This is a genomic window from Methylobacterium sp. 4-46, from assembly GCF_000019365.1.
Lineage (GTDB): Bacteria > Pseudomonadota > Alphaproteobacteria > Rhizobiales > Beijerinckiaceae > Methylobacterium.
Map to the genome: position 1 here is coordinate 1,305,534 of NC_010511.1, position 18,949 is coordinate 1,324,482.

Below are 18,949 nucleotides of genomic sequence, written 5' to 3' on the forward strand. Positions count from 1 at the left end.
TTGCCAAGCCGATCCGGACCCTCTAGATCACCCCCCACCGACGGAGGCCGCTGCCTCCCGGCCAGGCGCCCGTAGCTCAGCTGGATAGAGCACCAGACTACGAATCTGGGGGTCAGAGGTTCGAATCCTTTCGGGCGCGCCATCTAACTTCTTGCTACGCATGGTTTTTTCCTTTCGGGGCTTTCGGCTCCGGAGGGCTGGTTTGCAGTCGGTTTGCAAATTCTGTTCGTGGCGAGTTCTCCCAGTTGAAGATCGCTTGGTCCGCCAGCGCCCGCGTGCGGGCGAGATAGCGGTCGAGGATCACGGTCACGGTCTTGAGCGAGTGACCGGTGATGGTCGCGATCTGCTGTGGCTGGCAGCCGGCCTCGGACAGCATCGTCACCGCTGTCCCGCGCAGATCGTGGAAGTGCAGGCTCACCGGCTCGGCGAGGCCCGGGAGTGTGATCCGGTCGAGGCCGGCCTCGATCGTCGCCTCCTCCCACAGCCGGGCGAAGTACCGCTTCTGCAGCGCCCTCCCCGTCTTGGTGGTCAGGATCAGCGGTGAAACACGCTGCATGCCGTCCAGCATGAGCCGGAGGGCCTGAGTGCACGGGATGGCGACGAGGGGCGCCACGCGCCTGCCGCGGGCGCTCTTGCCCTGCCTGAGCGTAATGGCGGTGCCGTCGTATGCGGACCAGGGCAGCACCAGCAGGTCGCCCTGCCGCTGGCCGGTGTGAAGCGCCATGATGAGCGCGCGCTGCAACTCGATCGGTGCCACGCGCATGAAGGCGTGGATGTGCTCAGGTAGCCAGATGATCTCTGACCGGTCGACGTGGTAGAGGCGCTTGAAGCCCTGGATGTGGTTGGCGTGGATCCGGCCGTTCTCCCGTGCCCAGGTCAGCATGGCCGAGATGACGGAGAGGCGGTTGTCCGCCTCGCGCTCGCCCGAGGCACGGGCGACCTTCGCACGCCAATCCAGAAAGTCACCGCGCACGGCCGGGTCGTTCAGGACCTCGCGCGGCATGTCGCCGAACTCGCTCTCGGCCTTCGCCAGCATGCGCCGATATTCACGCTGCGTGGAGGCGGAGAGCTTGTCGGTGAATTCTAGGGAGGCCGTGTACTCGCGGATGAGGCCGTCGAAGTTGTCGCCCGTGTGTCGCGCCTTTAGCGTCTTCTCCGCCTCGGCGACGCTCAGCAGGAACTCACGGGAGCCCGGCTCACCGTCGAGCCGCATGCCGGTCGCGCGGTGGTACCAGTAGGTCCGGCGCGTGCCGTCCTTGAGGGTCTTGTAGGTCGGGAACGTGCCCGGATAGTTAGCGCGAACCACGGCCGGCCTTCCATTTCTCGCGCAACGTCATGTCGGTAGAGGTGCTCCCCTCCCCTATCGTAAGGCTGAGGCGACCGGTCACGGGATCGACCTCGAGGCGGCCGACCTTGAGGCCTGCCTCCGTGGCGCCCTTCAGGATGCGCTTGACCTGGGTCTGAGTAATGGTCGGCCGACGCGACATCTTACGCCTCTTTATGCCGGCGGGAGCGTAGAGCTTCCACTTTTGCGTTAACACGACTGACGATGTCGTTGCAGTTCACGAATATCGCCGACGAGCGCTTGTTGAGTAGCGACTTGCAGAGATCGATGTAATCCCGGTCGTCGGTAATGTTGACCAAAATAGTCGACGCACCATGTCCAAGCGTGCTACTAGGATCCGAGTTCTTAACGCTTGGTGGTGGACTAAAAATTAATAGTATGGTCAAACCTTCCGGAAATAATTCACCAGCTTTTCTCGATTTGGCGGGATCTTCGTAAAAAATCACCAAGTGTGTGAATTTCTGGGCGGCCAGCGACGCTTGGCCCGGAGACATCCCGTAGCTGGTCAGCTCTGCGATAAGTGCGATGAGATAGACGGTGCGAAGCGTCACCAGGTAACGCCCGCCACGCCCTTCCGCGGGCTGATCGTTGCCGGTCAGCGGTACCGCGCCCCGCGAGATCTGGCTGCGGAGCGTGTTGAACTCCATGCCGGTAACCGCGGCAGCGTCCGCCAAGAGGAACTGAGGCACATCGAGCATGGCAGATTGCGATCCTATCGATGAGCATGCTGAACGATTGATGCGGTCGCGTCAATGATATTGCGCAGGCATCGGAGCCGTTTTGGTGCTGGTTCGCTGGGGACAGACGAGAGCCGCCGCATTGACGCGGCGGCGGGACCAGCACGAGCCAAGGTGAGCTAAGTGGGATACCGCTGCGGAGGCGCGTTGACCCCGGCGTTTCGATCGCTGCCGCTCAAGACTCCGACCGGACGTGAGCAGCATCGGCCGCCGCCTGAACGGCGATGGTCGACACCTTCTCCCAGTCCCCGCATTCCGCGTTGTGGCGTACCAGCTCGATGGCTCGAAGCCTCGCCTCCTCATCCGTCTACGGCGTGCTCTCACGGATCGCCTTCAGGACGATGTCGCGCAGGTCATCGAGCCGCTGCGCTTCATCATCGAGGATCCCGGCCGCGATCGGGCCCAGCCTCGGGTGGAAGCTCTGGGCGGCGCACGCATCGGCGCTGTGCTCGAGCCCGCGCTGTAGGCGCACGAGCTCATGGATGGTCAGGTCTGCAGGCCGGACGCGGGCCGCGGCTCGGGCTCCACGAGGGCCTGAATGGCCGCGCAGACGGCCTCAAGTGCCGCTTCGGTCAGCGGCTTGTCTGCCGCGCCATCCTCGACCTGGCGAACGATGTCGGGCAGGTACGTCGCGAGGGCGGTGAGCCCGGCCGTCGAGGTCGGCCTCGTCGGCAGCAAGGCGCGGAGCAGAACATCATGCCGCGCCTGGAACTCGCCAATGAGCGCCTGCAGGCGGCGCTCGCTCGAGTGGCCTGGATCGACCTTGGCGTATGCGTCGACGGCCTCACTGTGCTGCGCGTAGGCCTGCCGGTGGCTCTCGATGGCCACGAAGATCGGATCAGTCTGCAGCGTGCTCATCACAGGCTCTCTTCAGTGCACAGGGCGGCGAACGATTGCGCCGCCTCGGGATCCTTAGGAGCGAACCGCCTCTGCAGGGCCTTGCGCAAGACCACAATCGGGCCGCGGGCCGGCTCCCCGGTGCGCATGGCCCGGATGGCAGCTGTGACCGGTCCAACCTGTGTGGAGGGTGAGCGGGAGCGTTCGCCGGCGCGGGCCGGCGTGGTAGGTGTCCAGATGGCCATGACTGATCCCCAGGAGACGGTTGTGGTCAGGCCTGGCCGGGAGTGTCCACCTTCCGGTCGGGCCGTCTTTGTGCTAGCACGGTTTTGCCATGTCGCAAGAAACCGTGCTAGCAAAGAAACGTCGCGGCCCGCCCCCCACGGGCAAAGGGCAGCAAATTGTTGTCCGCGCTCAGCCGGACCTTGTGGCTGCCCTCGACGCTTGGATTGGACACCAGCCCGATCCCAAGCCTTCGCGGCCGGAGGCTGTTCGCCGTCTCGTCGAAATCGCGCTGAGGTCGGAGCCCCAGTTCTGATGCGCCCATCCAAGCACCACAGAGCCAAGGGCTACCTGAAGTGAGAGGCGACCGACGGTGCCCACTCACCTTCCTAAGCGAGTACCACCCTCGCGCTGGCAGCAGATCCTCTGGGTGGTCGAAGCCGTCCTTGAGGGCACTCTCGTGCGCTTGTGGCGCTGGGTGCGTGCCATTCTCACGAGAAGGCGTCCTTGAAGCCGCCACCGTCGTGTTCCTGTCGGCTGGCGAGATGGTCGATGGCGGCCCCGGCGTGCGTCTCCGCAAAACCAATCGGGAGTCCTGACATGCGCCAGCTCGGCACCGTCACTCTCCACATCGAGCCTGCCACGACCACGATGCCGGCTCGTGTGTCCATTGCCGTTGCTGGCACGTCAGGACCGAGCGGAGAGGTCGTCTACCTGACCGCAGAGTGCGTGACGCTCGACGAGCTGGAGGGCCAGATCAACGGCCTCCAGGATGAGCTTGACGTCCTGCGAGCCGAGGCCCGGCGCATTTTCTCGGATCAGAGCGGCCACGCGTGAGGAATGATGGGCATGAAGGCAAAGGACCACCCGAAATGACGTGCCGCTGTCTTTTCGCTGCGGCCGCAGCAGCCGTGTTGTTCCCGGTCGCGCACTCCGGCCCAGCCTTCGCGCAATCCTGCGAAGAGGCTTGGTACCAGCGCAACATCCTGTTCAAACAGGGCGGCTACTGCTTCAAGTCGCCGAGAGCGATCAGGACGTTCGGCAACGCCGGATGCCGGTACGACAGTCAGGCGGACGTGCCGCTGTCGGTACGCCAGCGGGCCGCCATTGCTGAAATCCAGGCGTTCGAGCGTGCCAACGGGTGTCCTCCGTGAAGCGGCTGATGCTCTATCTCGGTGACCCATGAGTAGCGTCGTGGATCAGCCGCCACGCCTCGCCGAGGTCTCGCGCCTGGCCCACCTCCTGGCCGATCGCATCTACAAGGATCACATGGTCGGAGTGGCGGTGCCGGGCGAGCACATGAGCGCCCTGGTCGCGGCAGGGCTGCTGCTGGAGGAGTACAGCCTGGAGGTGCCGCCGCTGCTGGCGCCGGTCATGGATCAGCTCCGGGCGCGGGCGGCGGTCGAGACGATGGCGAGCTAGAGGGCAGCTCGTGATCACCTCTCCCACCAGGAAGCCAGCCGCGAGGCGGTTGCTGAGCACCCCCGGCTCCCCCGCCACGGCGACGGCAGCCCGGAGGGATAGGTCGCCGCCATCAGCCGGTCGCCCTCGTACCGAAGCGCCTGCGCATCATCACATCCAGGCGGCCGTCAGCGATCTTTCCGCCGAGCATCTTTTCCATCTGGATGTCGACCCGGGGCCCCTGCGGGGTCTGCGTGACCGTCGCGGTGGCGGGTGGGGCGCCCCGCCTTGCGCAGCTCGCCGCCTCTGGCATCCTCCGGTGATGAGCTACTTCGTCGACATCATCCGGGTCGAGCCGCCAGCGCCCGGCAGCGAGGCGGGCCGACCGACGTACCGCCTGCCCGGCGAGTTCCCGGGCCTCGACGAGGCGAACGCGGCCGCCCAGCAGCACATCCTGGAGCTCGGGCTCCCGCCGGGTGGGGCGCACTACCGCGTCGTGGATCGGGACGGCCGCGAGGTCGTGACCACGCACGACCCGCAGGGTTGACGCTCGCCTCCGCGCTTCCGGTCGAGCGGGCTGGCGGGCTGGCGGGCCATTCAGGCATGCCCGGTCAGCCTCGCGGTCATCTCGGCGATGAACGCACGGTGGCGGAGCGTCTGCGCCTGGGAGACTTCCATCGTTCGCAGAAGATCCTCGGCAAGGTGCGCCGGGGCGCCCTTGTCGGCCGGCTGCGCGACGAGAGCCTCCTGAGCCCCAAGCCGTCCCTCGCCCTCTGCCATGTGCCGATTGGCGAAGGCGAGCTGCTCGACCTCATGCTCCGGGTTCGACACGACGCCCGCGTGTTCAGTGCTGCGGTGCTTCGGCCTGCGCTGCCCATACCGGGCATGTCACCGGCGGGAGTGCGGCGGCTACGCTGCACGGCGCCTTGCTGACCTGATCGGCTCTAGGAGGGGGACCTGCATGAGATGCTGGCCCGCAGCATTGGCGATCTCGAACGCGCATGCGCGCGGATCGCGACCCGCCTGAACGACGTCGCCCAAGACGCCCGGGATTGCCTCACACGCCTCGAGATAAGCTTCCTCGACACTGGAGCACTCGATGCCGATGTCGTCGCTTTCGACGCGGTCCACGTCGCGGAAATGAAAATAGAAATGCGGCATTAGTCCCCCTGAACGCGGTCTTCTAAGACGCCTGAGCATATGCACTCCGCCGCTTTACGCGACAAGGCTCCATGACTCCGCCGAGTCTCTCTGCAAAGCGCAGCGCTTGAACTTTGTCCAATCCATGCACGAGCGGCCGCCCTCCACTGAACAGGGTGTACGTGCGATCCAGTCTGGGCTTGAGGAGGATTTGATCATGCATTCACTTGCACCTTCTGCGGTCAAGCGGAGCCACTTGATCCATGTTAAGAGCTTCTGATCCAAAGGCGCGGGATGGGATTTTGTTCACGGCAATGGCATCAGAGATCACCGTTAAACAGGCGCTCCTCCGCGCCATCGATTAAGCCGGCATAATGATCGCGCGCCATAAAATGCAGCCTCCGACAATTGAACCCCTCCTCTCCTGAGGAGCTTGGACCTACTGCGGTTCAGGCTGGCGGCGTTTCGAACCGGGGCGCGCCGTGCCTGGACTTTCCCCTTGAACAGGCTGACCAGGTACTCGAAAGCGCTGGAAATAGAGAGCCCCAAGGGCCTCGTCGTACGGCCGCCAGGGCTCTCGTGCCATCAATCGGAGCGCCGGGGGAGTGGAGCCGGCGCCGAGGTCCTCGGATAGCCCCAGGGCCGGCCGGCGGTCCGGCGTGGAGAGGAGGGGGATCCGCTGGACCGGATCAGGCTGCCTCGGCCGCGTTGCTGGCGTGTGTACGTACCACCGTCCACGCAGCAAGGAGGGCGGCTCGCCGCCCCAGCCGACCTCGAAGGGCGGAGCTCACTTGAGCCCTATCCCCGCCATCTCCACCGGCACCGCTACGATCACGCTCTTCCGCAGGAGGCCGTTGAGCTGCTCCGCCATCTAGTTCACGGCTGCACCGACCCTGCTGAACGACTGGGTGAGTTTGTCGGCGGCGCTCTCCGCGCGGCCGGACGCGCTGATCAGCTGGTCGAGGGCCGATGCCGCCGTAATAGCCGGCCGGCCGTCGACCGCGAGCCCGAGGGTAGGGAGGTCCGCTACTGGTCCGCATCTGACGCTTGATGTCCGCGCGCGAGGTCCGCAGCGGGTATTTCTCTACCCTTGGCGGAAGCACACCCTAAGGGCAGGAATGCGCCACGAGCTGACCTTCAACTTCGCATATCTGAAGGTCCGCTGTTGATCTATGGGCAGACATGAATGCGAAGGCCTAGCTCTGTGCCCCGACCATCTCCCAGGCTGCCCATTTCGGATTGGATGAACATCGTCTTCATGCTCGCGCAGATCACCTACGATCACGACGAGCGCGGCGCCTGGACAGTCCTCAAGGCCCAGGAGCGGTCGCATGTGCTCTGGACCCCACTGGGAGGATGCTCTGGACCCCACTGGGAGGATGCAGACGGAACGCTGCACGCGCGGGTCGTACGCGGGTGCGACCTGACCGGGCCGAACCACCGGCACGCCGTGCAGGTCGTCGAGAACGAGGAACAAGCCTTCGACTTCGCCGAGACCTTCGGCGACGAGATCCCGCTCGCGGACGACGACATCACGCTGCCGCTGCCGGAACCGGCCGTGCCGGATCACCACATCGCCGTGCTCCTGTCCGAACCGTTCCTGACCTGCGACGGTCTCATCCAGGTTGCACCCGAAGTTATCAGGGCCTGACGGACCGGGCGCCGGACGGGTCACCGCCCGCGCAAGGCTCGGTCAGACGCCCGCCGCTTCCCGCCGTGCCGGACCGAAGGAGCTATCGCTGAAGGTCGCGCATCGACGAGATCAGCGTCCTCCTCCAGGCGACTGCCGACGGTCAGGCTCGCGTCGAGAGCATCCTCGGGTTCGGGGCGAGCCTGGAGAGCGGCCCGAGGTCGCCCTCGACAAGGGTTTAGGTATCCAGCCAGCTATCGGTGAAACCGGCCGCCGCGGAAGCCGCCGCCGTGGAAGCCTCGCCCGCCTGCGAAGCCACCCACCCGGCGCGCGTAAACGCCGCGACCGCCGTAGACCCGGCCGCCGTAGACCCGCCGCCCGTAGACGGCGCCGCCGCGGTAGCCGTAGACGGCGCCGCCGCGGTAGCCGTACACGGCGCCCCCGCCGTAGTACCCGGGCGCGCCATAGTAGCCACCGTAGACGTTCGGCCGGCAGGCGCCGTATGGCCCTCGATGGAAGCCGATCCCGCAGCCCCCCACGGCCTCGGCGGTGTCGACGCCGATCCGGCCCTTCTCCATCGCGCCGAGTCCGAGCCAGGCCCCGAAGGCCAGGGCGAAGAGCGCCACCAATCCCCTGCTTCGCATCGCGTGCACTCCAGCGTGAGCCGGGGCTGGCCGAGCGGATGGTCGCGCCGGCGCCCCTCCTACCGCTCGCCGCTCCTCGTGAGGCGCGACGGACGGTGGGACTAGAGCGCCGGCCCGCGGGGGTGTCACCGCTGTAACAGTAACAGTGATGACATCGGGGTTCGGGAGCGGGGAGGATCTCCCGGCGGGGTCACCTCAGGGGGGCGGCCCCGCGCTTCCCAGGTCCGACGGAGCGGCCCGGATGCTAATTCTTCGCGACGAGCGGACGAGGCTCCGGGGCGGCCTTAGGGGGAGCCACCCAGAGCGGGACGGCCACGGACACGAACAGGGTGGTGCCGACGAACCGGTTCTGCACCTCGACGTCGCGCAGCACCTTCACCCGCGTCGTGACCGGCGTCTGGCCCACCTTGAAGTCGTAGCCGAGCATGCCGCCCAGCGCCGTCACCCGGCCGCGGAACGGCCCGATGCGGTTGCCGGGGCCGCTGTCGTCCGTGAACTGCTGGTAGTGGAAGCCGACGAACCCGAGGGTGAACTCCTTCGTCAGGAACTTCGTGGCCGACCACTCGACGTGGAACTCGTTGCCCGAGATGTAGCGGGTCGCCGGATTCTCGAAGTTGAAGGTTACGCCGGGCGTCACCGAGAGCTCGTAGCCCGCCACCGGGTCGAGGTAGGTGAGCGCGCCCGTGAGGTCGATAGCCGGCCGGTTCAGGGCCACGTTCGAGAGCTGGCCGACCTCGTAGGCCCCCGCCGGAATGTTCCCGCTCAGGTTCAAGCTCCAGTGGAAGTTGCCGGAGTGCCAACCGATGAAGGCGGACACAAAGGGGTCGCCGGCGTTAAAGGTCGAGTCGCTCACTCGTCCCCCAACGACGCGGTCGATGCGGGGCGAGTACAGCAGGGTCGCCGCGCTCACGGTGGGCTCGCCGAACGGTATCGCGACCGAGAAGCCGAGTTGTCCCCCGAAGATCTCGACCGGCGTCACCCAGAGCGGGGTGACGAGATTGATGTTGGTGTCCTGGCGGACGTTCGCGGCCACCACGCCACCCGACTGGAAGACGCGGCCGCCGCCGAGCGCTCCGGAGTAGTGGTAGAAGTCATCCTCAAAGTAGAAGCCAGGCGGCGGAGTGACGCCCGCCAGGGGACCTCGGATACCCAGCAGGTAAACGCCCGTCGCGGCCTCGGCGGCCTCCGCCTCCCGCTCGAAGGGAGGGCTGCCGTACACCGCCGCTGCAAGCGCGAGGGCGGCAACGGCCCTCAGCGGCCTTGCGAGAGTGGCCCCGTTCCCTTTCATGGTTGGCATTCTTCGCCCCGGCGTCGTTGCTACCAAGTCCAGGCTACGGAAGGTCCCGGATGACATAAATAGAAAACCCGAGCATCTCCTGGTTGCTGTCAACGGTGTTGAATTATTGCAACGGCATATTGCCGGCGAACCGTCGTGCCGAGATCCCTAAAATAAACGCGGAGCAGCATAAGATGCGGGTGAACGGCTTAATTGATTGCAAGGCTCTCCTCGCATTGGCCGCTCCCGCGCCGTTGGAGCCCGCGCAGGCGGCTCCGCTGCCCGTCGCCGCGATGACCGATGTCGGGCCGGGCGTCACGCTCGTGCCCGTCGCGCGCCGGCACAACTTCCGCGGCGGCTTCCGTGGCGGCGGCTTCAGGGGCGGAGGCTTCCGTGGCGGTTTCGCAGGGCGCAGGATGGGCGGGTTCTGGGGTGGGTAGGGACGCCCGGGCTTCGCGGGCGGCGGCATCGGACGCCCCATCGCGGGCCGGGTCAGGCCTGGCTGGCATGGCGGCGGCGTCCGGCGCCCCATCGCGGGCAGGGTCCGACCGGGCTGGCACGGCGGTGGCGTCAGACGCAACGCCGTCGTGGTGCGCCGGAACGTTGTGGTCGGCGGCGTCTACCGTCCCTACGGCGCATGGTGGCCGGCCGGTGGCGCCATCGCGGCCGGAGCGGCCCTCGGCTTCGTCGGCGCGGCGACGGCCGCCGCCTGGGCGGGCTCCCCGCCGGCCTCCGGCTACTGCTGGTTCTACACCGACGCGTCCCGGACGAAGGGCTTCTGGGACCGCTGCCCTCGCTGACCTGAGGAGGCTTCCATGGACATCCGCAAGTGCGCGGCCGAAGCCATCGGCACGTTCTGGCTCACCTTCGCCGGCTGCGGCAGCGCCGTCGTCGCGGCGGCCTTCCCGCAGGTCGGCATCGGCCTGCTCGGCGTGTCGCTGGCCTTCGGCCTGACCGTGGTGACCATGGCCTACGCCATCGGCCACATCTCGGGCTGCCATCTCAACCCGGCGGTCACGTGCGGGCTCGCCGCGGGCGGACGCTTCCCAGCACGCGAGATCCCCCCTTACGTGGTCTCGCAGGTCATCGGCGGGATCGCCGCCGCGGCGCTGCTCTACGCAATCGCGAGCGGCGCGCCCGACTTCGACGCGGCGAAGGGATTTGCCGCGAACGGTTACGGCGACCACTCGCCGGGGCATTACGGCCTGGTCTCCTGCCTCATGGCCGAGGTGGTGCTCACGATGATGTTCCTGTTCATCATCATGGGGGCGACCCACGGCAAGGCGCCGGTCAGCTTCGCGCCCCTCGCAATCGGCTTCGCGCTGACGCTGGTCCACCTCGTCGGCATCCCGGTCACGAACCTCTCGGTGAACCCGGCCCGCAGCACGGGCCCCGCCCTTTTCGCCGGAGGCTGGGCCGTCGGGCAGCTCTGGCTGTTCTGGGTCGCACCGCTGCTCGGGGGGACGTTGGGCGGGATGCTCTACCACTGGATCAGCGCGGAGCCGTCGGCGCAGGTCACCGGCATGGTGCCGCCCGCCCCGGCGGAGTGAGCGGGAGAACGCTGCCGAAACCCCTGACACCCTCGATCCGGGCGCCGCGCGCACCCGGGCTCCATGACCGCGACCGACCCTTCAGGAGAGGACCATGAGCGAGACACGGCGGCTGAACGACCTCGACGTGAAGCAGGAGGCGGGCCGGGCGTTCAGCCGCCGCGCGATGCTCCTGGGGGGGACCGCGCTGGCCGCATCCACGATGGGCGCCCAGGCACAGGCGCCCGCGCCGTCCCCGCAGCCCGCGCCCGCCAGGACCGGCGGCTCGGGCCGACCGGTCAACATCCTGGTCATGTTCGGCGACGATATCGGGCAGTCGAACATCAGCGCCTACACCTTCGGCCTGATGGGATACCGCACCCCCAACATCGACCGCATCGCCCGCGAGGGCATGATGTTCACCGACTACTATGCCGAGCAGAGCTGCACGGCCGGCCGCTCGTCCTTCATCACGGGGCAGTCGACCCTGCGTACGGGGCTGTCGAAGGTCGGCGTGCCCGGCGCGACGGTGGGCCTGCAGAAGGAGGACCCAACCCTCGCCGAGCTCCTCAAGCCGCTCGGCTACGCCACGGGGCAGTTCGGCAAGAACCACCTCGGCGACCGGGACGAGTACCTGCCGACCAACCACGGCTTCGACGAGTTCTTCGGCAACCTCTACCACCTCAACGCCGAGGAGGAGCCCGAGCAGCGGACCTACCCGCGCGATCCCGAGTTCCGGAAGAAGTTCGGTCCCCGCGGCGTCCTCAAGGCGTCGGCGGACGGCAAGATCGAGGACACGGGCCCGCTCACCAAGAAGCGGATGGAGACCATCGACGACGAGACCTCGGCCGCCGCGATGGATTTCATGGAGCGCCAGGTTCGGGCCAGCAAGCCGTTCTTCTGCTGGTTCAACTCGACCCGGATGCACTTCCGCACCCACGTCGCGGCGGACCGCCGGAGCCCCCCGGGCCTCACAGCCCGGACCGAGTACGCCGACGGGATGGTCGAGCACGACGGGCACATCGGGCAGCTCTTGAAGAAGCTCGACGACCTCGGCATCGCGAACGACACCATCGTCCTCTACACGACCGACAACGGCCCGCACATGAACTCCTGGCCGGACGCCGCGATGACGCCGTTCCGGAGCGAGAAGGACACGAACTGGGAAGGCGCCTTCCGGGTGCCCTGCATGATCCGCTGGCCCGGGCACATCCAGGCCGGATCGGTTTCGAACGAGATGGTCAGCGGGCTCGACTGGGTGCCGACGCTCATGGCGGCCGCAGGTGATCCCGACATCACGGGCAAGCTCCTGAAGGGTCACACGGCCGGTGCGAAGACCTTCAAGGTTCACCTGGACGGCTACAACCAGCTTCCGTATCTCACCGGGCAGCAGGACCGTAGCGCCCGCAACAAGTTCTTCTACTTCAACGACGACGGCGACCTCGTGGCGATGCGCTACGAGAACTGGAAAATCGTCTTCGAGGAACAGCGTGCCCCGGGCACGATGCGGATCTGGGCCGAGCCCTTCACTACGCTGCGCATGCCGAAGCTGTTCGACCTGCGGGCGGACCCTTACGAGCGCGCCGACATCACATCGAACACCTACTACGACTGGTTCGTCTCGCAGCCCTACCTGATCTTTCCCGCCCAGGAGGAAGTCGCCAAGTTCCTCGCGACGTTCCGCGAATTCCCCCCTCGCCAGCGGGCGGCGAGCTTCAGCATCGACCAGATCATCGAGAAGATGCGCCGTGCGACAGAGGCGCATAGCCAGTAGGGCGTCAGGAGACCGGCGATGTCCTCGCGGACAGGTACCTTCAGCCGCCGTGGGATGCTTGCGGCCGCGGCGGCCGTCCCCATCCTGGCAGGGCCACCGTGGGTGAGAGCGGCCCGATCCCAGGATGGCCCGCTGCCTTCCTGGAACGACGGCGCTCCGAAACGGGCCATCCTCGATTTCGTCGCTCGCGTCAGCGGCGGGGGCGGCCCGGACTTCGTCGCACCGGCCGAACGCGTCGCCGTGTTCGACAACGACGGCACCCTGTGGGCGGAGCAGCCGATCTACTTCCAAGTCGCGTTCGCCTTGGACCGGGTGAAGGCGCTCGCGCCCGAGCATCCGGAGTGGAAGGACGCCCAGCCCTTCAAGGGCATCGTCGAGGGCGACCCCAAGGCCGTCGCGGCCGCCGGGGAGCGAGGCCTGCTCCAGGTCATGGCGGCGACCCACGCCGGCATGACCACCGAGACCTTCAACGGCATCGTCGCGGACTGGCTGAAGACCGCGCGCCATCCCCGCTTCGGCAGGCCCTACGACAGCCTCGTCTACCAGCCGATGCTGGAGCTGCTCGCCTACCTGCGTGCCAACGGCTTCAAGACCTTCATCGTCTCGGGCGGGGGCGTCGAGTTCATGCGCGTCTTCGCGGAGCGGACCTACGGCGTCCCACCCGAGCAGGTCGTGGGCTCGTCCGGTGTCACGAAGTTCGAGTTGAGGCCCGACGGGACGCCGGTCCTCGTGAAGGAGCCCAAGGTCGAGTTCATCGACGACGGTCCCAGCAAGCCGTCCGGCATCGACCGCTTCATCGGGCGCCGGCCCGTCCTCGCCTTCGGCAACTCGGACGGGGACCACCAGATGCTGCAATGGACGGCTGCGGGAGCCGGGCCCCGCTTCCTGGGCCTCGTGCATCACACCGATGCCGAGCGCGAATTCGCCTACGACCGCCAGTCCCACGTCGGGCGCCTCGACAAAGCCCTCGACGAGGCCGGCCGGCGCGGGTGGACGGTCGTCGACATGCAGCGGGACTGGAACGCCGTCTTCCCGCCTGCGCCAAGGAGCGACCGATGACGCATACGGCCCTTCTCGACCGCCCCCCCGCTCCGGACGCGGTCCGGGATATGGTGTTCCTGCCCGGGGGCACGTTCCGCATGGGCTCCAACCGGCACTACCCGGAGGAGGCCCCGGCCCACCGGGTCCGCATCGACGGCTTCTGGATCGACCCGACGCCGGTCACGAACGCGCAGTTCCGCGCCTTCGTGCGCGCCACCGGCTACGTGACCATGGCCGAGCGGAAACCCGACGCCGCCGACTACCCCGGCGCGCTGCCCCACATGCTCCAGGCCGGCTCACTGGTGTTCAAGCCGCCGAAGGGGCCGGTCAACCTACGGGATTGGGGCGCGTGGTGGCGCTTCAAGTTCGGTGTGCACTGGCGCCGCCCCTACGGGCCAGGCTCCTCCATCGCCGGGCTCGACGAACATCCCGTGGTGCACGTCGCCTACGCCGACGCCGAAGCCTACGCGGCCTGGGCGGACAAAGAGCTGCCGACCGAGGCCGAGTGGGAATACGCCGCGCGCGGCGGCCTGGACGGGGCGGAGTTCGCCTGGGGCGACGAACTCACGCCCGGCGGCCGGCACATGGCCAACACCTGGCAGGGCGCCTTCCCGCACCAGAACCTGGCCGAGGATGGCTATGAGCGCACCTCGCCGGTCACGGCATTCCCGCCGAACGGCTACGGCCTTTTCGACATGACCGGCAACGTCTGGGAGTGGACGACCGACTTCTACGTCCCGAAGCACCCTGCCGACGCGGCGAAGGCCTGCTGCATCCCGCAGAACCCCAGAGGCGGCCAAGCGGACGAGAGTTTCGACCCAAGCCAGCCCGGGATCCGTATCCCGCGAAGGGTGGTCAAGGGCGGCTCGCACCTCTGCGCGCCGAACTACTGCCGTCGGTATCGCCCGGCTGCCCGCCACCCCCACCCAGTCGACACCTCGACGAGCCACATCGGGTTCCGCTGCATCCGGCGGTCGGGAGACCGCCCATGAGCGTTCGGGGCCGGCTCGCCGGGCCCTGGAGGCGGCTGCTCCAGTCCCTGCTGCTGACGGGGCCGCTCGCCAGCGCTTCCGCGGCCCACGCACAGGCACCGCCGTCCAGCGTCGATGGATGGGACAACGCCTACTACCAGATCCTCGCGGAGAGCCTGCGCCGAGCCGGACGGGGAAAGTGGGTCTACACCTCCGATGGCCACCCCATCGGCCACATTGCGGATGTCCACACCGCGCCGGACGGCGTGCACGAGGTCGCGGTCGTCCGGGTGCGCCGCCTCCTGCGGGGCGGCGAGATCGCGCTCCCGGTCTATCGCTCGAGCCGGCAGAACGGACGGATCGTCTCGGCCGAGGACCGGCCGACGATCCGCGCGATGGCGCGCGTGGACGTGGCAGCGGGGGATGGACGCCCATGAGCCGCACGTCGGGTCGCGCGCTTGCCCTCGCCTCCGTCTGCGTCGTCTTGCCCATCGAAGCTGCAGAAGCACGCGGCGCAGCCTCCGCGGGCTCGGACCGCATCCGCGTCGTCTACGAGGCACCGAAGAAGGCGGCCTACCGCGAGATCTACGATTCCATGCGTCGGAAGCGCGTGCTGGAGCGTGTCGGCGCCATCGTCGGGCTGGCCCGGCTACCGACCCGGCTGACGTACCGCCTCAAGGAGTGCGCCGGGGAGCTGAACGCCTGGTACGACCCCGAGAACCGGAGCGTGACACTCTGCTACGAACTCGTCGCCAGCATCCATGAGGTCGCGCCGAAGACCAGGTCGCCTGCTGGGGTCTCCCGCCACGACGCGCTCGTGGGTCCCGTAGCCCAGATCCTCATGCACGAGAGCGGGCACGCGCTCTTCGACCTCCTCCGCGTGCCCATCCTCGGGCGCGAGGAGGACGCGGCCGATCAGGTGGCGTCCTTCGCCCTGCTCCAACTGGGCGGCAAGGAGGCGCGCACGGTGGTGAACGGGAGCGCCTTCTTCTTCGCGACGACGGGCAAGGACGAGCCCGTCGACAAGGGCGGCTTCGCGGACGTCCACGGCTTCTCCTGGCAGCGCTTCTACAACCTCGCCTGCCTGGCCTACGGATCGAACGAGAAGCGGTTCGGCTACCTCGTGGCCAAGGGCTACCTGCCGAAGGAGCGGGCCGAGGGTTGCGGCGAGGAGTACGACCAGGTCGCCTTCGCCTTCGACAGGCTGATCGTCCCGCACCTGCGCGTGAGGCCGGGCCGCGGCGAGCGGCTGCGCCGCGCGTTCGAGCGTGCCGCGCGGGGACGGTAGCCGCCGGGTTCAACGGGTTTCGGCTCGCCCGTCGCGAAGCGCGCGCTCGATGCGCGCGATGTCCGCGACCGAGAGGCGGATTTCCAGGAGAAGGAAGACCAGGGCGCTCGTGAACAGCGCCAGGGCGGCGATGAACAGCACCGCGATGGCGGGGCTGTTGTGGAAGCCGAACATGGCGTCGACGAAGGTCAGGATGACCATCCAGCCCGTGACGATGCCGCTGTGCACGCAAAGGGTGATGGCCCACCGCGTGTGCCATGCCCGCCGGAGCGCGTCCCGGAGCGTGGCATCCCCCCATCGTCCGTCGGCTCGCTCGCGGTCCGCCACCAAGGAGCGAACGACGTCCGCGATGCGGGTGAGGCGCAGGACCAGGAGGGACAACAGCCCGGCGACGGCTCCGAGCAGGAACGCCGGCGCGGTCGCGAGGCCGATGACGTGCGTGATCTCGTCGACCGGAACGTCCTTGAGCATCGTCCTCGCGCCGGGCTGGGCCCGAGACTGAGGTCGCAGGCCGCCTTCGGTTGGCAAGGCTGTAACGGTAACAGGGCTGACTTGGGCGTCCGCTCGTCCAAACTCCCGCGGGGAGCGCACCGGCATGTTGAAGGACGTCCAGGACCGAGCAGAGGTGGGAACGGGCTCCGCGGCACGCGCCGCCGTCCTCGACCTGCAGGCGCGCATCAACTGTGACATCATCGGCCAGGAGCGCGTGGTCGAGCGCATCGTCATCGCGCTCCTCGCCGACGGCCACGTGCTTCTCGAAGGCCTGCCGGGGCTTGCCAAGACCCGGGCGATCAAGAGCCTGTCGAAGAACCTGGAATCCGATTTCAGCCGCATCCAGTTCACGCCCGACCTCCTGCCATCAGACGTCACCGGCGGCGAGATCCTGCGTAACGACGGGCACTTCGAGTTCCGCAAGGGCCCGGTGTTCGGGAACCTGGTGCTGGCCGACGAGATCAACCGCGCCCCCGCCAAGGTTCAGTCCGCCTTGCTGGAGGCGATGGAGGAGCGGCACGTGACGGTGGCCGGCAAGCGCTACGACCTGCCGCCCCTGTTCATGGTGCTCGCCACCCAGAACCCCATCGAGCAGGAGGGGACCTATCCGCTGCCGGAGGCACAGATGGACCGGTTCCTGATGCACGTCCGGATCGATTATCCGTCGGACGCCGACGAGGTCCGGGTGCTCCGCCTCGTGCGGTCGGAGCAGACCCCGGCGGGAGCGGCGGCGCCTAAGCCGCCGAAAATCCCGCAGCATACCATCCTCGACGCCCGGGCCGAGATCGACCGCGTCGTCACCAAGGATGCCGTCGAGGCGTACATGGTCGGCCTGGTGGCCGCCACGCGCCGGCCCGGAGAGTTCGGGGACAAGCTGAAGGCGTGGGTCGCCATCGGGGCGAGCCCGCGCGGCTCGCTCGCCCTCGACCGCTGCGCGCGCGTGAACGCATGGCTGCGCGGGCGGGACTACGCCACGCCGGAGGACGTCCAGGCTGTGGCGCACGACTGCCTGAGGCACCGCGTCTCCCTGAGCTACGAGGCCGGCGCGGACGGCGTGACGGCCGACGGGGTCCTCGACGAGGTGATCAAGCAGGTCGCGGTGGCGGTCTGACGAGGGGCACGCGATGGCGCGGTCGATCGAGCGGCGCGGTGAGGTAGGTGACGGGAAGCCGTCGAACGGAGCGCGTGCCTACGTCGGCCTCGACGCCCTCCTGCGCCTTCGGCATCGGGCCAAGGGCTTCAGCTTCCTGCCGCGGCAGCCCGTGCACAGCCTGCTCTCGGGCCGGCACGCCTCCCGCCTGCGCGGACGGGGCCTGAACTTCGAGGAGCTGCGCCACTACTTCGAGGGCGACGACACCCGCACCGTCGACTGGCTGGCGACCGCGCGCCTCGGAGCGCCGCACGTCCGCGTCTACTCGGAGGAGCGCGACCGGCCGGTCCTGCTCCTCGTGGACCAGCGCACCACGATGTTCTTCGGGAGCCGGCGGGCAATGAAGTCGGTCGTCGCGGCCGAAGTCGCGGCGCTCGCGGCCTGGCGGGTCACATCGCTCGGCGACCGGGTCGGTGCGGTCGTGTTCGGCGACGTCGACATGACCGAGGTGAGACCGCAGGGGCGAGAGACGGGGGCCGTCCGGGTCATCGCCGAGGTCGCGCGTCGGAACGGACTTCTCGGTACCGGCGCCCCTTCTCCCGGAGCCGACGGGCAGCTCAACGAGGCCCTGCGCCGGGCCGAGCGCCTGGCGACGCACGACTGGCTCGTCTGCCTCGTCACCGACGCCGCGGGCGAGGACGCCGAGACCGCGCGCCTCGTCACGCGCCTCACGGCCCACAACGATGTCCTGACGGTGCATGTCCACGACCCGCTCGAACTCGAGCTCCCTGACGTGGGGCCCGCGGTGTTCAGCTCGGGCGAGGCACAGGTCGAGGTCGATTCCTCCTCGAAGAGCCTGCGCAGCCGCTACTCGGACGATCGCGCCGAGTGGCGGGAGCGCCTGGGCGCGCTCTCGCTCCGGCGAGCCATCCCCGTGCTCCCGGTCACGACCGCCCAGGATGTCGCGACCCAGTTGCAGGCGCTGATCGGGAGAAGGGCCGAGCGTCGTCTCACCAGCGTCGGAGGGACAGCCCCATGAACCCGGATCCCGGCAGCCTGGAGAACCTACGGGACCTTGCGGTGCCGGCCCCGGTGTCGTTCTGGCCCTCGGCACCCGGCACCTGGATCGTGTTGGCGGGGCTCGCGGCCATGCTGGCCCTTTTCCTGCGGGATGTCCGGAGACGGCACCGCGCCAATGCCTATCGACACGCGGCTCTCGCGGAACTCGACGCCCTCGCGGCGTCGCCCCAGCCGTATGCCCGTGCCGTCGAGCGCGTCTCGGAGGTGATGAAGCGGGCGGCGCTGGTGGCCTTCCCGCGCGAGCAGGTCGCGCCCCTGAGCGGTGCGAGGTGGGCCGATTTCCTCACCGGAAGCGGCAGGGGCAGGCTCGATGCGCCCGCGTTGCGCAGGCTGCTTTGCGAAGCCTACGGCGCCCATGGTCCGGAGCCTGCCGACGTCCGCAGGTTGATCGAGCAGGCCCGCATCTGGGTCGCCGAGCACCGGCCAGCAGCCAAGGCAGGGGCGGGCTAAGC

At 68.2% G+C, this 18,949-nt stretch carries 25 protein-coding genes and 1 tRNA gene; 18 read left to right on the top strand and 8 right to left on the bottom strand.

Annotated features, from left to right (window positions below; genetic code table 11):
• Window positions 1-65 precede the first annotated feature (65 nt).
• Window positions 66-142, top strand: a tRNA-Arg gene (locus M446_RS05600).
• Between the two features lie 12 nt (window positions 143-154).
• On the opposite strand, the gene M446_RS38530 is transcribed toward M446_RS05600, so the two are convergent.
• Both M446_RS38530 and M446_RS36795 read right to left on the bottom strand, forming a co-directional pair.
• Window positions 155-1,306: a tyrosine-type recombinase/integrase gene (locus M446_RS38530; RefSeq protein ID WP_012331119.1), complete on the bottom strand. Its 1,152-nt coding sequence runs from the start codon at window positions 1,304-1,306 to the stop codon at window positions 155-157.
• A gap of 182 nt (window positions 1,307-1,488) precedes the next feature.
• Window positions 1,489-2,043: a hypothetical protein gene (locus M446_RS36795; protein WP_012331121.1), complete on the bottom strand. Its 555-nt coding sequence runs from the start codon at window positions 2,041-2,043 to the stop codon at window positions 1,489-1,491.
• A 232-nt stretch (window positions 2,044-2,275) separates the two neighbouring features.
• Between M446_RS36795 and M446_RS36800 the strand changes: the two genes are divergently transcribed.
• The gene (locus tag M446_RS36800) at window positions 2,276-2,548 is read left to right on the top strand and encodes a hypothetical protein (protein WP_150108585.1); all 273 of its coding nucleotides are present in this window, start codon (window positions 2,276-2,278) and stop codon (window positions 2,546-2,548) included.
• A gap of 20 nt (window positions 2,549-2,568) precedes the next feature.
• On the opposite strand, the gene M446_RS05615 is transcribed toward M446_RS36800, so the two are convergent.
• Window positions 2,569-2,940 carry a hypothetical protein gene (locus tag M446_RS05615; RefSeq protein ID WP_012331123.1) on the bottom strand — a complete coding sequence of 124 codons (372 nt, stop codon included), beginning with the start codon at window positions 2,938-2,940 and terminating at the stop codon, window positions 2,569-2,571.
• Between the two features lie 801 nt (window positions 2,941-3,741).
• Here M446_RS05615 and M446_RS05620 point away from each other — a divergent pair.
• From M446_RS05620 to M446_RS05640, 4 genes are all read left to right on the top strand, one after another.
• The gene (locus M446_RS05620) at window positions 3,742-3,978 is read left to right on the top strand and encodes a hypothetical protein (RefSeq protein WP_012331124.1); all 237 of its coding nucleotides are present in this window, start codon (window positions 3,742-3,744) and stop codon (window positions 3,976-3,978) included.
• 35 nt (window positions 3,979-4,013) lie between these two features.
• The gene (locus tag M446_RS05625) at window positions 4,014-4,295 is read left to right on the top strand and encodes a YARHG domain-containing protein (protein WP_012331125.1); all 282 of its coding nucleotides are present in this window, start codon (window positions 4,014-4,016) and stop codon (window positions 4,293-4,295) included.
• A 40-nt stretch (window positions 4,296-4,335) separates the two neighbouring features.
• Window positions 4,336-4,563 carry a hypothetical protein gene (locus tag M446_RS05630; RefSeq protein ID WP_012331126.1) on the top strand — a complete coding sequence of 76 codons (228 nt, stop codon included), beginning with the start codon at window positions 4,336-4,338 and terminating at the stop codon, window positions 4,561-4,563.
• 301 nt (window positions 4,564-4,864) lie between these two features.
• Complete coding sequence (locus M446_RS05640; protein WP_012331128.1) at window positions 4,865-5,089, top strand: hypothetical protein; 225 nt, start codon at window positions 4,865-4,867, stop codon at window positions 5,087-5,089.
• Window positions 5,090-5,139: 50 nt separating this feature from the next.
• Here M446_RS05640 and M446_RS05645 read toward each other — a convergent pair whose 3' ends face one another.
• Complete coding sequence (locus tag M446_RS05645) at window positions 5,140-5,373, bottom strand: hypothetical protein (protein WP_012331129.1); 234 nt, start codon at window positions 5,371-5,373, stop codon at window positions 5,140-5,142.
• 78 nt (window positions 5,374-5,451) lie between these two features.
• The gene (locus tag M446_RS39610) at window positions 5,452-5,742 is read right to left on the bottom strand and encodes a DUF6894 family protein (protein WP_415926901.1); all 291 of its coding nucleotides are present in this window, start codon (window positions 5,740-5,742) and stop codon (window positions 5,452-5,454) included.
• A 1,183-nt stretch (window positions 5,743-6,925) separates the two neighbouring features.
• Between M446_RS39610 and M446_RS05655 the strand changes: the two genes are divergently transcribed.
• Entirely contained in the window at window positions 6,926-7,333 is a 408-nt protein-coding gene (locus tag M446_RS05655) for a hypothetical protein (protein ID WP_012331131.1), read from the top strand.
• A gap of 233 nt (window positions 7,334-7,566) precedes the next feature.
• Here M446_RS05655 and M446_RS05660 read toward each other — a convergent pair whose 3' ends face one another.
• Together M446_RS05660 and M446_RS05665 are read right to left on the bottom strand one after the other, a co-directional pair.
• A complete protein-coding gene (locus M446_RS05660; protein WP_012331132.1) occupies window positions 7,567-7,956 on the bottom strand; it encodes a GCG_CRPN prefix-to-repeats domain-containing protein in 390 nt (129 codons plus the stop codon).
• A gap of 244 nt (window positions 7,957-8,200) precedes the next feature.
• Window positions 8,201-9,244, bottom strand: coding sequence for a transporter (locus M446_RS05665; RefSeq protein WP_043700868.1), 1,044 nt, complete (start codon window positions 9,242-9,244; stop codon window positions 8,201-8,203).
• A 92-nt stretch (window positions 9,245-9,336) separates the two neighbouring features.
• Between M446_RS05665 and M446_RS34135 the strand changes: the two genes are divergently transcribed.
• The 8 genes from M446_RS34135 to M446_RS05705 all read left to right on the top strand — a co-directional run bounded on the left by M446_RS34135 (window position 9,337) and on the right by M446_RS05705 (window position 15,835).
• Window positions 9,337-9,672 carry a hypothetical protein gene (locus M446_RS34135; protein WP_150108586.1) on the top strand — a complete coding sequence of 112 codons (336 nt, stop codon included), beginning with the start codon at window positions 9,337-9,339 and terminating at the stop codon, window positions 9,670-9,672.
• Window positions 9,673-9,822: 150 nt separating this feature from the next.
• Complete coding sequence (locus M446_RS05675; protein WP_265576542.1) at window positions 9,823-10,032, top strand: hypothetical protein; 210 nt, start codon at window positions 9,823-9,825, stop codon at window positions 10,030-10,032.
• 15 nt (window positions 10,033-10,047) lie between these two features.
• The gene (aqpZ, locus tag M446_RS05680) at window positions 10,048-10,782 is read left to right on the top strand and encodes an aquaporin Z (RefSeq protein WP_012331136.1); all 735 of its coding nucleotides are present in this window, start codon (window positions 10,048-10,050) and stop codon (window positions 10,780-10,782) included.
• A gap of 94 nt (window positions 10,783-10,876) precedes the next feature.
• The gene (locus tag M446_RS05685) at window positions 10,877-12,535 is read left to right on the top strand and encodes an arylsulfatase (RefSeq protein ID WP_012331137.1); all 1,659 of its coding nucleotides are present in this window, start codon (window positions 10,877-10,879) and stop codon (window positions 12,533-12,535) included.
• Between the two features lie 54 nt (window positions 12,536-12,589).
• Entirely contained in the window at window positions 12,590-13,594 is a 1,005-nt protein-coding gene (locus M446_RS05690; RefSeq protein WP_043700870.1) for an HAD family hydrolase, read from the top strand.
• Window positions 13,591-14,568, top strand: a complete 978-nt coding sequence (locus M446_RS05695) for a formylglycine-generating enzyme family protein (RefSeq protein ID WP_012331139.1) — start codon at window positions 13,591-13,593, stop codon at window positions 14,566-14,568. Before M446_RS05690 ends, M446_RS05695 begins: the two co-directional genes overlap by 4 nt.
• Window positions 14,565-14,984, top strand: coding sequence for a hypothetical protein (locus M446_RS05700; protein ID WP_012331140.1), 420 nt, complete (start codon window positions 14,565-14,567; stop codon window positions 14,982-14,984). Before M446_RS05695 ends, M446_RS05700 begins: the two co-directional genes overlap by 4 nt.
• Window positions 14,981-15,835, top strand: a complete 855-nt coding sequence (locus tag M446_RS05705) for a DUF4344 domain-containing metallopeptidase (RefSeq protein ID WP_012331141.1) — start codon at window positions 14,981-14,983, stop codon at window positions 15,833-15,835. Before M446_RS05700 ends, M446_RS05705 begins: the two co-directional genes overlap by 4 nt.
• A 9-nt stretch (window positions 15,836-15,844) precedes the next feature.
• On the opposite strand, the gene M446_RS05710 is transcribed toward M446_RS05705, so the two are convergent.
• Complete coding sequence (locus tag M446_RS05710; RefSeq protein ID WP_012331142.1) at window positions 15,845-16,306, bottom strand: DUF2721 domain-containing protein; 462 nt, start codon at window positions 16,304-16,306, stop codon at window positions 15,845-15,847.
• Window positions 16,307-16,430: 124 nt separating this feature from the next.
• Between M446_RS05710 and M446_RS05715 the strand changes: the two genes are divergently transcribed.
• Genes M446_RS05715 through M446_RS05725 form a run of 3 tightly spaced genes read left to right on the top strand, consistent with a single transcriptional unit; the run spans window position 16,431 to window position 18,947 of the window.
• The gene (locus M446_RS05715) at window positions 16,431-17,438 is read left to right on the top strand and encodes an AAA family ATPase (protein WP_050777465.1); all 1,008 of its coding nucleotides are present in this window, start codon (window positions 16,431-16,433) and stop codon (window positions 17,436-17,438) included.
• Window positions 17,439-17,451: 13 nt separating this feature from the next.
• Complete coding sequence (locus M446_RS05720) at window positions 17,452-18,456, top strand: DUF58 domain-containing protein (protein WP_012331144.1); 1,005 nt, start codon at window positions 17,452-17,454, stop codon at window positions 18,454-18,456.
• A complete protein-coding gene (locus M446_RS05725) occupies window positions 18,453-18,947 on the top strand; it encodes a DUF4381 domain-containing protein (protein ID WP_012331145.1) in 495 nt (164 codons plus the stop codon). The genes M446_RS05720 and M446_RS05725 overlap by 4 nt, the downstream gene beginning before the upstream one ends.
• The last annotated feature ends 2 nt before the right edge of the window (window positions 18,948-18,949 follow it).

Coding starts and splice junctions, on each gene's coding strand:
- M446_RS36795 (WP_012331121.1), bottom strand. CDS start 2,043: ATGCTCGATGTGCCTCAGTTCCTCTTGGCGGACGCTGCCGCGGTTACC.
- M446_RS05615 (WP_012331123.1), bottom strand. CDS start 2,940: ATGAGCACGCTGCAGACTGATCCGATCTTCGTGGCCATCGAGAGCCAC.
- M446_RS05620 (WP_012331124.1), top strand. CDS start 3,742: ATGCGCCAGCTCGGCACCGTCACTCTCCACATCGAGCCTGCCACGACC.
- M446_RS05625 (WP_012331125.1), top strand. CDS start 4,014: ATGACGTGCCGCTGTCTTTTCGCTGCGGCCGCAGCAGCCGTGTTGTTC.
- M446_RS05640 (WP_012331128.1), top strand. CDS start 4,865: ATGAGCTACTTCGTCGACATCATCCGGGTCGAGCCGCCAGCGCCCGGC.
- M446_RS39610 (WP_415926901.1), bottom strand. CDS start 5,742: ATGCTCAGGCGTCTTAGAAGACCGCGTTCAGGGGGACTAATGCCGCAT.
- M446_RS05655 (WP_012331131.1), top strand. CDS start 6,926: ATGAACATCGTCTTCATGCTCGCGCAGATCACCTACGATCACGACGAG.
- M446_RS05660 (WP_012331132.1), bottom strand. CDS start 7,956: ATGCGAAGCAGGGGATTGGTGGCGCTCTTCGCCCTGGCCTTCGGGGCC.
- M446_RS05665 (WP_043700868.1), bottom strand. CDS start 9,244: ATGAAAGGGAACGGGGCCACTCTCGCAAGGCCGCTGAGGGCCGTTGCC.
- aqpZ (WP_012331136.1), top strand. CDS start 10,048: ATGGACATCCGCAAGTGCGCGGCCGAAGCCATCGGCACGTTCTGGCTC.
- M446_RS05685 (WP_012331137.1), top strand. CDS start 10,877: ATGAGCGAGACACGGCGGCTGAACGACCTCGACGTGAAGCAGGAGGCG.
- M446_RS05690 (WP_043700870.1), top strand. CDS start 12,590: ATGCTTGCGGCCGCGGCGGCCGTCCCCATCCTGGCAGGGCCACCGTGG.
- M446_RS05695 (WP_012331139.1), top strand. CDS start 13,591: ATGACGCATACGGCCCTTCTCGACCGCCCCCCCGCTCCGGACGCGGTC.
- M446_RS05700 (WP_012331140.1), top strand. CDS start 14,565: ATGAGCGTTCGGGGCCGGCTCGCCGGGCCCTGGAGGCGGCTGCTCCAG.
- M446_RS05705 (WP_012331141.1), top strand. CDS start 14,981: ATGAGCCGCACGTCGGGTCGCGCGCTTGCCCTCGCCTCCGTCTGCGTC.
- M446_RS05710 (WP_012331142.1), bottom strand. CDS start 16,306: ATGCTCAAGGACGTTCCGGTCGACGAGATCACGCACGTCATCGGCCTC.
- M446_RS05715 (WP_050777465.1), top strand. CDS start 16,431: ATGTTGAAGGACGTCCAGGACCGAGCAGAGGTGGGAACGGGCTCCGCG.
- M446_RS05720 (WP_012331144.1), top strand. CDS start 17,452: ATGGCGCGGTCGATCGAGCGGCGCGGTGAGGTAGGTGACGGGAAGCCG.
- M446_RS05725 (WP_012331145.1), top strand. CDS start 18,453: ATGAACCCGGATCCCGGCAGCCTGGAGAACCTACGGGACCTTGCGGTG.